Annotated in this window: 10 protein-coding genes; 7 read left to right on the top strand and 3 right to left on the bottom strand. The window is 67.2% G+C overall.

Annotated features, from left to right (window positions below):
* Window positions 1–56: 56 nt before the first annotated feature.
* A complete protein-coding gene (locus AZH51_RS02480) occupies window positions 57–1,367 on the top strand; it encodes an MFS transporter (RefSeq protein WP_291520947.1) in 1,311 nt (436 codons plus the stop codon).
* Here AZH51_RS02480 and AZH51_RS02475 read toward each other — a convergent pair.
* Window positions 1,315–2,247: a PPK2 family polyphosphate kinase gene (locus tag AZH51_RS02475; RefSeq protein ID WP_291520945.1), complete on the bottom strand. Its 933-nt coding sequence runs from the start codon at window positions 2,245–2,247 to the stop codon at window positions 1,315–1,317. The genes AZH51_RS02480 and AZH51_RS02475 overlap by 53 nt on opposite strands.
* A 117-nt stretch (window positions 2,248–2,364) precedes the next feature.
* Between AZH51_RS02475 and AZH51_RS02470 the strand changes: the two genes are divergently transcribed.
* A complete protein-coding gene (locus AZH51_RS02470) occupies window positions 2,365–4,923 on the top strand; it encodes a plasma-membrane proton-efflux P-type ATPase (RefSeq protein WP_291520943.1) in 2,559 nt (852 codons plus the stop codon).
* Between the two features lie 44 nt (window positions 4,924–4,967).
* Window positions 4,968–5,126, top strand: a complete 159-nt coding sequence (locus AZH51_RS02465; protein WP_291520942.1) for a hypothetical protein — start codon at window positions 4,968–4,970, stop codon at window positions 5,124–5,126.
* A 103-nt stretch (window positions 5,127–5,229) separates the two neighbouring features.
* Here AZH51_RS02465 and rarD read toward each other — a convergent pair whose 3' ends face one another.
* The gene (gene rarD / locus AZH51_RS02460; RefSeq protein ID WP_291520940.1) at window positions 5,230–6,162 is read right to left on the bottom strand and encodes an EamA family transporter RarD; all 933 of its coding nucleotides are present in this window, start codon (window positions 6,160–6,162) and stop codon (window positions 5,230–5,232) included.
* A 115-nt stretch (window positions 6,163–6,277) separates the two neighbouring features.
* Here rarD and AZH51_RS02455 point away from each other — a divergent pair, with 115 nt between their 5' ends.
* Both AZH51_RS02455 and AZH51_RS02450 read left to right on the top strand, forming a co-directional pair.
* Complete coding sequence (locus AZH51_RS02455; protein ID WP_291520938.1) at window positions 6,278–7,225, top strand: ATP-binding cassette domain-containing protein; 948 nt, start codon at window positions 6,278–6,280, stop codon at window positions 7,223–7,225.
* On the top strand, window positions 7,222–8,040 hold the full coding sequence (locus AZH51_RS02450) for an ABC transporter permease (RefSeq protein WP_291520936.1): 819 nt from the start codon (window positions 7,222–7,224) through the stop codon (window positions 8,038–8,040). Before AZH51_RS02455 ends, AZH51_RS02450 begins: the two co-directional genes overlap by 4 nt.
* Window positions 8,041–8,657: 617 nt before the next feature.
* On the opposite strand, the gene AZH51_RS02445 is transcribed toward AZH51_RS02450, so the two are convergent.
* Window positions 8,658–11,750 (bottom strand): BTAD domain-containing putative transcriptional regulator, encoded by a 3,093-nt coding sequence (locus AZH51_RS02445; protein WP_291520934.1) that lies wholly within the window; start codon window positions 11,748–11,750, stop codon window positions 8,658–8,660.
* A gap of 171 nt (window positions 11,751–11,921) precedes the next feature.
* On the opposite strand from AZH51_RS02445, the gene AZH51_RS02440 reads away from it, so the two are divergent.
* Together AZH51_RS02440 and AZH51_RS02435 are read left to right on the top strand one after the other, a co-directional pair.
* Window positions 11,922–13,511 (top strand): aspartate:alanine exchanger family transporter, encoded by a 1,590-nt coding sequence (locus AZH51_RS02440; protein ID WP_291520932.1) that lies wholly within the window; start codon window positions 11,922–11,924, stop codon window positions 13,509–13,511.
* A 58-nt stretch (window positions 13,512–13,569) separates the two neighbouring features.
* The gene (locus AZH51_RS02435; RefSeq protein WP_367188019.1) at window positions 13,570–13,947 is read left to right on the top strand and encodes an NADH-quinone oxidoreductase subunit A; all 378 of its coding nucleotides are present in this window, start codon (window positions 13,570–13,572) and stop codon (window positions 13,945–13,947) included.
* The last annotated feature ends 33 nt before the right edge of the window (window positions 13,948–13,980 follow it).

Here is a 13,980-nt window from a genome sequence, read left to right as displayed (position 1 = left end):
CGCTTCCGGTTACGCCCGCGAGGCGGCACACTTCGGCAATGGCAGATGACGGGGGTATGAATAGCTGGCACCGGGTCGCTGGACGGTGGCTGGAGCCCTGGTTCTCGGCGTACGCGCTGGCCGGTCTGCTGGTCAACGCCCTGGTCCCCATCCTCATCCCGGTCACCGTCGAGCCGCACGGGCCGGTGGCCGTGGCGGTCGTGATCTCCGCATTCTTCATCGGGCAGTTGACCGCGCCGTTCATCGGCAGCCTCGCCGACCGCACCAACACCCAGCGGCAGGTCTTCCTCGGGTCGTTCCCGATCATGGCCGCCGCCGCAGTCGCCTTCGGGCTCTCGCGCTCGGTGCCCCTGTGGGTGCTGGCGGCACTGGTGGCCGGCGCCGCGGCGGGCGCCGCCCAGACCACCGGCAGCGTTTTCATCGTCGAAGGTCACCCGCGCAGTGAGTGGGACATGCGCATCGGCTGGTTCCGGTTGACGTTCGGTGCCGGTCAGGTTGCCGGTCTGGCCATCGGCGCGGTTTTCGCCGATCACCACGCCAGCACCGGGTGGTTCGTCGGCGCGGCAGCGATCCTATGCGGAGTGTTCCTGGGCCGCTTGCGCCTGCCGCACCTGACCGCGGCAGGCGACCCGGACGCCCCCACGTCCGCAGATCCGGTACGTCGTGCCCACCCCGTGCACTCGGCCACCGCCGGCCCGGCCGCGCCGGTGCCGGCCCGCCACCACCGTGGACACGACGAACCGGCCGTGCAGAAGGGCGAACTGCGGCGGGAGTTGAGCGGGCCCTTCGGGATCTTCCTGCTGACCTGGCTGCTGGCGATGATCGCCGTCCAGACCATTCTCAACGTGATGCCGCTGATCATGAAGCACGCCTTCGAGGTACCGCCGTCGAAGACGGCGACCTATTACCTGGTCGGATCAGTGATCGGCGCGCTGCTCTACCCGGTGTGCGGTGCGTTGGCCGCCAAGATCGGTTCGGGCCGGGTCCTCGCGATCGGCATGATCATCACCCTCGCCGCGTTCGTGATGATGGCGGCCACGTGGCTCTTCCACCTGCCGGGCGGTCACGTGATCGGTCCGTGCGCCCTCATCGTCGTGGCCATCGGCTACCCGTTCGACTACGTCGGCGGGACGATGCTGGCGGCCGAACTCACCCTCGACGGGCAGGGGTCGGCGATGGGACTGTTCAACAGCGCCGTTGCGGCCGGTGCGATCGTCGGAGCCGTGGTCCCGTCGTTCCTGGCGGTGCGATTCGGGTACGGCGCGCTGCCGCCGTTGGCCGCCGTCATCATGGCCGTCGCCTTCCTTGTCGGGATCAAGATTTTCCGGGGTCGTCCTTCGGTGCCTGCGCAGTCAGCTCGGCCTTGATGTCGGCCAGTTTGCTCTTGGTATCGCCATCGACCTTGGGATAGTGCGGATCGATCTTTTCCAGCGCGGTGAGGATCACTCCGAACGTCGACAGGTGGGAGAACCACTTGTGGTCGGCGGGAATGACGTGCCAGGGCGCCCATTCCGTCGAGGTATGGCTGAGCATTTCTGAGAAGGCCTTGGTGTAATCCGGCCAGTGCGCGCGTTCGGCCATATCGGTGGGGGAGACTTTCCAGTTCTTGGCGGGATTGTCGACCCGCTCCAGGAAACGTAGGCGCTGCTCCTCCCGGGAAACGTTGAGGAAGAGTTTGACCACCGTGGTGCCGCTCTCGGTGAGGTAACGCTCCCAGTCGTTGATCTGCCGGTACCGCTCCTGCCACAGATGATGCGGCCGCTTGTGGGCCGTCCGCGGCCACAAGAACTCCGGGTGGACCCGCGTGACGGTGACGTTCTCGTAGTGCGACCGGTTGAAGACCGCGATCCGGCCCAGGGGCGGTACGACCAACTGGTGGCGCCACAGGTAGTCGTGTTCGCGTTCGGTCGCGCTGGGCGCCTTGAACGAATAGACATCGACGCCCTCGGGGTTCACGCCCGACATGACGTGTTTGATCGTCGAGTCCTTCCCGGCGGCGTCGATGGCCTGCAACACGATCAGAACGGCCGATTCTGCCTCTGCGTAGAGCCGGTCCTGTAATTCGAACAGATGCGTCTTGGCCTTCTCCAGGGCTGCCTTACCGGTGGTCTTGGTGAAGGCGGGGTCCTTGAATCCGGGATCAAAGTCCTTACGCAGATCCACGCTGCTGCCGGGGGTGACCCGGGCGGCCTTCGCCCATGCTGCATAGTCGATCTTGGCTGGCTGGGAATGCTTGTGCTGGGGCATTCGCGCACCTTTCAGTGAGATCGGGCGTTTCCTGAATACGAGATTCACACCCCTGATGGGACTACCGTAGCGATAACTATCAACAGGGCTCAGATCGTCACATTTTCAAGGAGTGCCATGGCCACGCCAGCGACCGCTGAAACGTCAGCTGCGGGAGCGCCGGACTTGGAAAAGGCCGCGTTGCCGGACGTTCTTTCCGATCTTTCGGTCAGCCCGGACACCGGTCTCAGTCCCGCCGAAGCGGCCAAACGCCTCACGACGTACGGGCCGAACGGGATCACCGACAAGCAGGAGTCGCTCGCTCACAAGTTGCTGGGCTATTTCACCGGGCCGATTGCCTACATGATCGAGGCCGCGGCCGTCGTGTCGGCGATCCTGGGTGACTGGCCGAGCTTCGCGGTCATCTTCGGGTTGCTGGTGATCAACGCAGGTCTTGCGTTCTGGCAGGACGCCAAGGCGGCGAACGCGCTCGCGGCGTTGAAAGCGGGTCTGGCCCCCCAGGCCAAGGTGTTGCGCGGTGGGGCCTGGTCCTCGATCAAGGCGCAGGACGTGGTGCCCGGCGACATCGTGAAGATTCGTCTGGGCGACATCGTGCCGGCGGATCTGCGACTGATCGGGGAAGGATTCACCTCGATCGACCAATCGGCGCTCACAGGTGAATCGGTGCCGGTCACCAAGCACGAGGGCGATGAGGCCTACTCCGGCAGTGTCGTCAAAGAGGGCGAGATGTCGGCGGTGGTCATCGCTACCGGCGGCAAGACCTTCTTCGGACGCACCGCCAAGCTGGTGGCCGGTGCGGGGGTGAAGTCCAACGCCCAGAAGGCGATGTTCCAGATCGGCAACTTCCTGATCGTGGTGGCGGTGGTCCTAGCGGCGGTGCTGGTCATCTTCCAGGTCTGGCGCGACGTGCATCACGGCTGGGAGTGGAAGGACGCGCTGCGGATCCTGCAGTTCGTCCTGGTCCTGCTGGTGGCCGCGATCCCGGTGGCGATGCCCGCGGTCTTCTCCGTGACGCTGGCCCTTGGCGCCTTGGCCCTGTCCAAGAAGCAGGCGATCGTGTCCCGGTTGCAGTCCATCGAGGAGATGGCCGGGGTGGACATCCTGTGTACCGACAAGACGGGGACCCTGACCAAGAACCAACTGACCCTGTCCGACCCGATCCTGTTGCACGCCACGGACGGCGCCCAGGTCGTCCTTGCCGGTGCGCTGGCCTCGCGCGCTGAGGATCACGATGTCATCGACGACGCAGTGCTCTCGGGCCTGACCGATCCGAATGCCACCAAGGCGTGGAGTGTCACCGAGTACACGCCGTTCGACCCGATCACCAAATACACCAAGGCGAAGGTCACCGGCCCGGACGGTCAGCACCTCGTGGTTGCCAAGGGTGCACCAGCGGCGATCGTCAAACTGGCCGGTGGGATCGGTCCCGATGCCGACACCGTGACCAAGACCGTTGCCGACCTGGCGGCCAATGGTCGTCGGGCGCTGGCGGTGGCCCAGTCCACCGACGACGGTGCGACCTGGCAGATCCTGGGCATCCTGCCGATGTCCGACCCACCCCGCGACGACAGCAAGGCAACGATCGATGCGGTCGAGGCCAAGGGGTTGTCGGTGAAGATGATCACCGGTGACGACACCGCGATCGCGATCGAAACCGCCAAGGAACTGGGAATGGGGACCAACATCCTGGCGGCGGCCGATGTGTTCCCCAAAGACCTGGATCCCGACAACGTCCCGTCCTCGATCGTCGATCAGATCGAGAAGGCGGACGGTTTCGCGCGCGTCTTCCCCGAGCACAAGTACGCCATCGTGAAGTCACTGCAGAAGCGCGGGCACCTGGTCGCGATGACCGGTGACGGCGTGAACGATGCTCCGGCGCTGAAACAGGCCAACTGCGGTACGGCGGTGTCCGGTGCCACCGACGCCGCCCGCGGTGCTGCGGCACTGATCCTCACGGCGCCCGGGTTGTCGGTCATCAACAGCGCCATCGATGAGGCGCGGCGCATCTTCGGGCGGATCACGTCGTACACGATCTATCGCGTGGCGCTGACGCTCACGATCATGTTCCTGGTGGTGATCGCCACGATCCTGGAGGGCTTCCAGCCGCTCACGCCGATCATGATCGTGGTCCTGTCCCTGCTGGATGACATCCCGATCATGACCATCGCCTACGACAACACCCCGGTGAGCACGACGCCGATCCGGTGGAACATGCGCCGGCTGCTGGTCAGCGCCGGCATCCTGGGGCTGTTCGCGGTGGTGCAATCACTGATCATGCTGTTGATCGCCGTGGGGCTGCGCCGGACCGGAGCCCTCGATGTCACCACCGAGGGTGCTATCCAGACGATCGTCTTCCTGCAACTGGTCACCGGTGGGCACTTGCTGATCTTTGTCACCCGCAGTGCCGGGTGGTTCTTCCAACGTCCATTCCCGGCCAAGCAGTTGTGGCTGGCGATCCTGGCGACCCAGATCATCGCGGTGCTGATGGCCGCCTTCGGCTGGTTGGTCCCGGCCATCTCCTGGGGAGCGATCCTGCTGGTCCTGGCCTACTGCCTGGTCTGGGTGTTCATCATGGGTGCGGTGCGCGTGGTGTCTGAACGGGTGCTCGACAACGGCACCCCGGTGCGCCGGCACCACACCGCGTTGGTCGAGCAGGATCTGGCGAGGGCCGTCTGAGCGCCACACATCGTGGTGGGGTCTGCCGTGAGACGATCACCGGCATGAACGCCACGCTGATCCTGGTCCTCGCGCTCGTGTTGGCGATCGTGGGAATCGTCCTGCTGGGCAAGATCCTCTGGTTGGGCGGGGTGTTGCTGGTGCTGGGGATAGCGGCGTTCCTGCTGGCGCAGAACCTGCACCGTCGCGACCTGGAGCGCTGACCCCGGTCGCGTGGCGCGGCGCAGCCGCGCGAAGGCACACCCGCGGGGCTTCATGACTTCAAGTCATGAACCGGGCGAAAACAGACTGGTCTGTTGCTCGGAGCTAGATCGCAGCCTCCTCTGCGGCGCGCGCTAGTCGCCGACCACGCGAGGCACTCATGAGTGCGTCAATCGATAGCAGGATCAACGCAATCCACACGATGCCGAAGCCGATCCAGCGTCCCCTCGTCAGGTGCTCGCCGAGCAGCGCGACGCCGCAGATCAACTGCAGCACCGGGGTGATGAACTGCATCAGCCCGATCGAGACCAGGGGCACCCGGGAGGCTGCCGCGGCGAAGAGCAGCAGCGGGAGCGCGGTGGCGATACCGGTCGACACCAGCAGCAAGGAGTGACCCACGCCGTCAGTGGTGAAGGTGGTGTCGCCGCGAATCGTGAGGAATATCAGCAGGATTGCGGCCACCGGTGCCAACACTGCGGTCTCGCTCGACAGCGACTGTAGGGCGGTGAGTGAGCCGCCGATCTTGTTCTTCAACAACCCGTAGGTCCCGAACGACAGGGCCAGTGACAGCGCGATCCACGGTGGTCTGCCGTCGTCGATCGCCAGATAGATACACGCGGCGAGGCCGATGAAGACCGCCGCAATCTGCAACGGCCGCAGACGTTCTCGTAGGACCAGCACGCCGAGGGCCACCGTGAAGAGTGGGTTGAGGAAGTAGCCGAGCGATGCCTGCGTGACGTGGCCCGTGACGACCGCCTGCACGTAGATGGTCCAGTTCGCGGCAATCGCCACACTGGCCACCGCGATCATCGCCAGCCGTCGCGGGTTGTGGCGCAGGTCGCGGATGAAGGCCGTCTGTCGGGTGATCGCCAGGGCGATCGCGCACACCACCAACGTCCACAGGATCCGGTGACACAGAACCTCCCAGGCGCCGGCCGGCTCCAGCAGATGGAAGTAGAGCGGGAAGACTCCCCAGATCAGGTAGGCCAGGATGCCGTAGGTGGTGCCCTTGGCCTCCTCGGATCGCTGCGCCGTCACCTCGCCACGGTAGCCCCGCCCGATCAGGGCCGTGTCAGTGCCATGTCAGCGCTGGGCGTGATGCTGGATCCAGTTCGCCGCACACCTGCGGCGCCCAAGTGAGAGGAGGCCCGCGATGAGCGATCCGATGATCTACGCGGAGAACCTGCACAAGAAGTTCGGCGACTTCACCGCCGTGCACGACGTCAGCCTGGCGGTGCCCGCCGGCACCGTGCTCGGCGTCCTTGGCCCCAACGGCGCGGGCAAGACCACGACCGTGCGGATGCTGGCGACCCTGTTGACGATGGACGGCGGCCACGCCACGGTCGGCGGCTTCGACGTCGCCAAGCGGCCGAGCGACGTACGTCGGACCATCGGCCTGACCGGGCAGTACGCCTCAGTGGACCAGGACCTGACCGGCACCCAGAACCTGGTCATGATCGGCCAGTTGCTCGGGCTGAAGACCAAGGATGCCAAGGCCCGGGCCGCCGAGCTGCTCGACTGGTTCGACCTGACCGAATCCGCGGGCCGGATGGCCAAGACCTACTCCGGCGGAATGCGCCGGCGCCTGGACCTGGCGGCCAGCCTGGTCGGCCGCCCGGCAGTCATCTTCCTCGACGAGCCAACCACCGGGCTGGACCCGGCCAAGCGCGAGGACATGTGGGACGTCGTACGCCGATTGGTCACCGACGGCTCGACCGTCCTGTTGACCACGCAGTACTTGGAGGAGGCGGACGCGCTGGCCGATGAGATCACGGTCATCGACCACGGCCGGGTAATCGCCCACGACACCCCTGAGGGGCTCAAGCGCGTGATCGGGGGCCAGCGCATCGTGCTGGTGCCGGCCGATCGGGAGCGGTTGGACGACGTACGCCGGGTGCTCACCGACACGACAAGCCGCACGCCCGAATTGACCGGGCGAAGCGAACTCACGGTGGCGGTCGACGACGACTCAGCCTTCCCTCAGATCGTCAACACCCTTGCCCAACAGGGGATTTCCATGAACGAGGTGTCGTTGCACCTGCCGAGCCTGGATGAGGTCTTCATGACTCTGACGGGCGACAAGAAGAAGGAGGCGGCATGAGCACGCTTGAAGCAACCAAGACCGGAACCCTCACCGCGGCCAGCACCTCGGGCGGCGGCAGCGCGCTGTGGCATGCGGTCGTCCTGGCCAAACGCAGCCTGATCAAGACCTTCCGCACCCCTGAAGCGCTGATCGATGTGACGCTGCAGCCGATCATCTTCCTGGCGATGTTCACCTACATCTTCGGTGGCGCGATCGCCGGCGGTTCGCAGCACGACTATCTGCAGTTCCTGCTGCCAGGGATTCTGGCGCAGACGATCGCCACCGCCAGCGTCAGTATCGGCCAGAACCTCAACGAGGACATCGAGAAGGGCGTCTTCGACCGGTTCCGGTCACTGCCGATCGCGCGCTCGGCGCCCCTGGTGGGGACGGTGCTGGCCGACGTGGTGCGCTATCTGATTCTCTTCACCGTGATCATGACGGTGGGCTCGTTGATGGGCTTCCGGGTCGAGACCAATCCGCTGAACCTGCTGGCTGCCCTCGTGCTGTCGATGGCCTTCGCGTTGTGCTTCTGCTGGATCTCGGTCTTCGTCGGGATGATCGCCCGCACGCCCGGCTCGGTGCAGGGCATCATGTTCATGCTCGTGCTGCCGCTGACCTTCGCCAGCAGCACCTTCGTGGCGGTCAACACGATGCCCGGTTGGCTGCAGGCCTTCGTCAACGTCAACCCGATCACCCATCTGGTCGACGTGATCCGCGGTCTGCTGCTCGGGACCCCGATGGGCGACCACCTGCTGTGGCTGGTGGTCTGGATGGTCGGGTTGCTGGTGGTCTTCGTGCCGCTGGCGCTGCGCGCCTACCGCCGCCGCGCCTAGTTGCGGGTGCTCTGCAGGTACGGTGAGCTCACCGCGGGGTGACCAGGGGGTGTGAGGTGGCGCGGAGACGGCGTGGATTCCCTTGGTATGCATTGGTCGGCGTGCCCGGTCTCGCGCTACTCACCTCCTGCGGACCATCGGTCGACGGGGGTGTTGCACTCACCAAACTTCCCGATGGCTCGGTTTCCGGTGTGGCCCTTATGTGCCACGAGGAACCGACGGGCGCTGTCCTCTACGAAGTGGCGCAGTCGTCCTCTGCATCGGACCAGGTGTTGGCCAGATGGGCTCTCGCGACTTCTGGTCCCCACGGCAAAGGGATGTTTGCCGCAGCAACCCCTGACTGGCTTGTGGAGCCTGCCCGGAAGGTTGGACTAGCCGACGGGCGCCGGTACACGCTGATCGCTGGAGGAGACAACACAGACGTCGCTTCTGCGCCGTTGAACTTCTCTCTGCGCGATCTGCAGGACCTTGACGTAGGTGGTTTCCTGATCACCTCCCGTGATGCGGAAGGCACCGTTGCGGGGAGCCTCGCGGATTTCGAGCAAGCGGCGTGTAGCTGATTGCTTTGAGGACGTCGCGCTCTGTCCAGCCGACGGTCGAGGCGAGCTTCGTCCGCTTTAACGGTTGGGAAAGAGCACGGCCGGGTCGACGTCAGCGATGGCGTCGGCCCGGTTCTTGCTCCGTCCCTTGGCGTACGCCGAGTCGAACCTTTCGCCCAGAGCGGCCCGCAGCCGCCTGGCCAGGACCGCGACGATCGGGTCCGCAGGATCGTCGATGCCACGGATCGCGGCCGCTTCGCCGAGGCATTCGGCAGCACGCTCGGGCCGGTCCAGCGACACTGCGAACGCCGCTGCCACGGCGTACATCGCCAACAACGGCATGTCAGCGGTCGCGACGGCCGACGGGTAGGCCTTCGTCAGGGCTCGGACGGCCGCGGCCCCGTCACCATCCTCGGCCTCCAGCAATGTGATCGAGGTCTGCAGCAGCGTCTGACTGTGGTCGTGGAACGCACCGGGCACCGGATGGGGATCACGCAGAAGCGCTCGCGCTTCGGCCAAGCGCTCCGAATTGCCCTCCGCGACAGCAACATTCACCAGGAACGCGTTCGGCAGGTCAGCCCCGAGCACTTCGTTCCACTGGCGGGGGATGTCCCGGATCGCGGCACGAGCAGCGTCGTACTGGCCCAGGCGCAACTGCAGGTCCATGGCACGGATGGCCAGGTACATCTCGTCGCCGCTGCGACCCAGGGTGCTGATCAACTGGCGCGCCTGCTCCAGCGAGGTCAGGGCGCGCGCGGGGTCACCGTCCTGGGCCTCCACCTGCGAACGCCGGACAAGGAAGGCTGCCGTCAGCCACCGGTCGTCCAGCGGTCCGACGAGTTCGGCCATGGCGGCCAGGGCCTCGCGCACGGCACCCTGGTCCCCGGCGTTATCCGCGACGTCGACTTCTGTTTGCAGAGCCACCGCCCGCAGCCACGGCGTCTCGTGCACCAGCGGACTGCGCGTGAGGCGCTCCGTGAGGTCGGGGACGTCCACCCAGATCGATGCCTGCAGTAGGACGATCTGCAGGTGCGGCCACTGCTCGATGAGGCCGGGGTCGGCGTCGACGTCCTGCGCCGCCTGCCGGATCTGCTCCTTGGCCGACTCCAGATCGGTGCGAGCCGTGGCGGCCAAGGCAGCCACGTGCAGCATGCGGACTGTCGCCCGGGACGCGCCGGTGACCTCACCAGGAGCGTCGAGGGCGATCTGGGTCAGCGCAACCGTCCGCTGGTCGTCGTCCAGCATGAACAGCCACCAGTTCAGTGCCAGCAGTAGATCCGTGGCGGCCTGCGCTCGATGACTGTCGGCGAGGTAGCGCAGTGCCGCCAGCAGGTTATCGGCCTCTGCCGCAAGGGAATCCAGCGCATCGACCTGCTCGGGTCCTCGCAAGCGGACATCCTGCGTGCGAGCGAAGTCCAGCGCCCACGCCGCGTGGGCATCGCGGACGCCGGGCGCGAGCCCCGCCGCGTCCAATTGGTTCAGCCCGAACTCCCGGATCGTTTCGAGCATCCGGTAGCGCACGGCGGTGCCCTCCCGGTCCACGACCAGCAGCGACTTGTCGACCAGTGACGCCAGCCGCACCTCGGCATCCGGCGCCCCGGTCACTACCGCAGCCGAGATCGCGTCTGCGCCGCCGGAGAAGACCGAAAAGCGTTGCAGGAGATCGCGTTCGGCCTCATCGAGCAGGTCCCAACTCCACGCGACGACGGCGTAGAGGGTGCGGTGCCGGGGGAGTGCCGTGCGACGACCTCCGGTCAGCAAAGCGAACCGGTCCGACAACCGCTCGGCGATCACCGGGACCGGCATGGTGCGCACCCGTGCGGCGGCCAACTCGATGGCCAACGGCAGGCCGTCCAATCGCCGTACGATCTCGGCCACGCTGTCGGACTCCGCGGCGCTCACCGGCACCCCCGCAGACGCGGCGCGGTCCAGGAAGAGTTGCACCGCCGGCGACGGGCGCAGCGGCGGCAACGGCAGCACGTGCTCCCCGTCGATGGCCAGGGGCTCGCGGCTGGTGGCGATGACTCGGGTCTGCGGCGCGCTGACCAGCAACCGTTCGATGATCGCAGCAGCTTCGTCGAGTAGGTGCTCGCAGTTGTCCACGATCAGCAGCGCCGGCCCCGAAGCCAGCGCGCCGGTGAGCAGCGCCCAGTCATCGACGGCACGCCCCGCCGCGCGCAGCCGCTCGAACACGCGCGAAGTCTGCAGGTCAAGGGCGGCGACGAACGTCGGCAGGACGGCGGCCGGCTCGCTCACCGGGGCTAGTTCCACCAGCCAGACGGGTGCGTCGTGTTCGTCGCGCCAGGCAATGCCCGCCTCGGTGGCCAGCCGCGTCTTGCCCGCGCCGCCCGGACCCAGCACGGTGACCAGCCGGTGCTCGGCCAGGTCAGCAGAAAGCTCGGCCAGTTCCGACTCGCGCCCGACGAAGCTGGTCAGGCCGGTGCGCAGCGCGCTGCCGGGGGTGCTGGCAGGCGCGCCGCGTAGCAGGTCGGCGTAGAGGTCCTGCAATGCCGTTCCCGGGTCGGTGCCCAGGGTGTCGGCCAGGGTGCGCCGGGTCTGCTCGTACGCCGCGAGCGCCTCGCTGGTCTGACCCTCCGCCCGCAGCGTACGGATGAGTTGGACGGCGAACTCCTCATCGAGCGGGTGGGTGGCGACCAGGTCGCGCAACCGGGCCGCAAGACCGGTGAGATCGCCTGCAGTTAAACGGTCTTCGATGATCGCGTGCTCAGCTTCCACCGCCTCCTGCTCGATCCGGGAGACCAGCGGCAGCGCCCAGGGCTGGTCGGCGACCACCGGCAGAGGTGGGCCGTCCAGAAGGGCCAACCCCTCGACGTACGCCGAGTGGTCACCTGACCGGCCACGCTCGATGAGTGCCTCGAACCGGTGCAGGTCGACGGCCAGGGGATCGACCACGAGCCGGTAGCCGCTCCCTGTCTGCTCGATCGTGACGCCCAGGGTGCGACGCAACCGGGAGACCAGCGCCTGCAACGCACCGGCCGGATCCGCCGGCAGGTCCGCCCAGATGGTGTCGAAGAGTTCACCGGTGGACACCGGTCGACCGGCGTCCACCGCGAGACGGACCAACAGTTGCTGCAACCGCGCGCCCGCGACGGGGATCGTCGCGCCGCTCTCGTCCTGCACCCGCAGGTCGCGAAGGACGGTGATCAGCACACCGGCGATTCTCGCAGCCCGATTCCCGGGCCCACCCCCCGCGGTTTGTGGCGGGATTGCCCTGCGGCAGCCGTCAGGAGGGGTATCGCTGCACAAACCGCAGCCCTACGCCGCAGCGGCATGTCAGGGTGGATGCATTGAAGCTGCCGTGGCCCTCGGAAGGCGGTGCGCGTGGTCCATGTCCTGCAATTCCTCGCTGACCACCCACTGATCCTGCTCAGCCTGGTGATCGCGATCGGGGCCGGCGTGGGCCGCATCCGCATCGCGGGCGTGTCGCTGGGCCCGGTGGCGGTGCTGTTCGTGTCGATGGCGCTGACTGCGTGGGGCACCGCCGAGAACATCACCCTGGAGGTGCCCGAAGTGCTGGGCAGTCTCGGTCTGGCGTTGTTCGCGTTTGCGACCGGGATCCTGGCCGGGCCGAGCTTCTTCACCACGATCCGCTCGGCCTGGCAGCTCGTGCTGGCCGTGACGGGACTACTGATCGTGGCGGCGGTTGCCGGCCAAGTCGTGGGCCACCTGTTCCACCTCGGGCCCAAGGCGATCGCCGGGACGTTCGCCGGCGCCATGAACAACACGCCGGCGCTGGCGGCCGCGGGCGGCTCACCCCAGGCGACGATCGGGTACGCGACGGCCTACGTCTACGGCGTGCTGTTCATGCTGGCTGTCACCGGCATCGCGATCGCCCGGGGGATCCGCGACCGGGACACCCCTGCCGAGGTCGTCGACGTGACCGTGCGCATCGAGGCTGACCGCGAACTCTCGTTGACCGACCTGCGGCACCGGTACGGCGACCGGTTGACCTTCTCGCGCGTAGCCCACCACTCCGACGAGGACCCCGGTCCGGTGTACGTCGAGACGACCGTCGCCGCCGGTGACCTCGTCAACGTGGTCGGACCCAAGGAGGAGGTCGACCGGCTGATCAGCGAGCTGGGGCACCGTTCCTCCCATGATCTGACGGCCGACCGGGCCGCCCTGGACTTCCGGCGGATCACCATCTCCGACCCGCGCATGGCGGGCCGGCGCGTCGCTGACGTCGACCGCGACCTGGAGGAGCGACACGGGGCAGCGATCACCCGTGTCCGGCGCGGTGACGTCGATCTGGTCGCGGCCCCGGACCTCCTGCTGCAACTGGGCGACCGGGTGCGGGTGGTAGCTGCTCCCGAGGCACTGGTCGCGATCGGCAAAGAACTCGGCGACTCCGCGCGCGGCCTGACCGACGTCAACCCGGTCGCGCTCGGCGGTGGGATCGGCCTGGGCCTGGCGATCGGGTTGATCCCCATCCCGATTCCCGGGATCGGGATGGTGTCGGTCGGCGCAGCGGCCGGCACGCTGCTGGTGGGGCTGGTGATGGGCCGGATCGGGCGGATCGGGCGAGTCGTGACGACCCTGCCGCACACTGCTGCGACCGTGATGATCGAGCTGGGACTGCTGGTGTTCCTCGCGTACGCCGGAACCCGCGCGGGGTCGCTGATCCTGGAGGCACTGGCCGGCGGCGAGGTGGTCAAACTCTTCGTGACCGGTGCGGTGATGACGACGATCGTGGGGGTCGGGATCGTGGCGATCATGCGGTGGGGCTTCAAAGTGGGCCGGATACGGCTGGCGGGCATCGTCTCGGGCACGCACACCCAGCCTGCGCTGCTGGCGTTCGCCAACACCCGCACCGGCCACGACCCACGGGTCGCCCTCGGCTACGCACTGGTCTACCCCGCCGCGATGGTCGTCAAGATCATGCTCGCCCAGATTCTTGCGGCCCTGACCTGAGGCGGGTCGGGGTGAGTCAGTCCCACGCGGGAGCGGCCAGGATCGTTAGGCTTCCGGGGTGATCGACCTGACCGGCTACCTGGTGCTTGGCTGTGTGCTGATCGCCGGTGTCGTGCTGTTCAGCGCCGCCATGGTGATGCGGCGGCTCCTCGCGCCCCGGGCCGTCGTGCCGGCGGGCCTGACCACGTACGAGTCCGGTGTCGACCCGGTCGGCGCGGGCTGGACCCAGGTCAACGTGCGCTACCTGTCCTTCGCCTTCCTCTACGTCATCTTCGCCGTGGACGCCGTCTACCTCTTCCCGTGGGCCCTGGTGCTGCGCGACCACCACCTGGGGCGTACGACGCTCGTCGAGGTGGCCGTCTTCGTCGCCATCGTGCTGGTCGGCCTGGTCCACGCGGGTCGCCGCGGGCTGCTGACCTGGGAGGACGACGCGTGAGCACCGACCTGGGAATGCCGAAGGTCGGCCCCG

It is taken from the genome of Branchiibius sp. NY16-3462-2 (assembly GCF_001594145.1).
In the GTDB taxonomy this organism is placed as follows: Bacteria; Actinomycetota; Actinomycetes; order Actinomycetales; family Dermatophilaceae; genus Branchiibius.
This window is presented reverse-complemented; position numbering and strand designations above follow the sequence as displayed.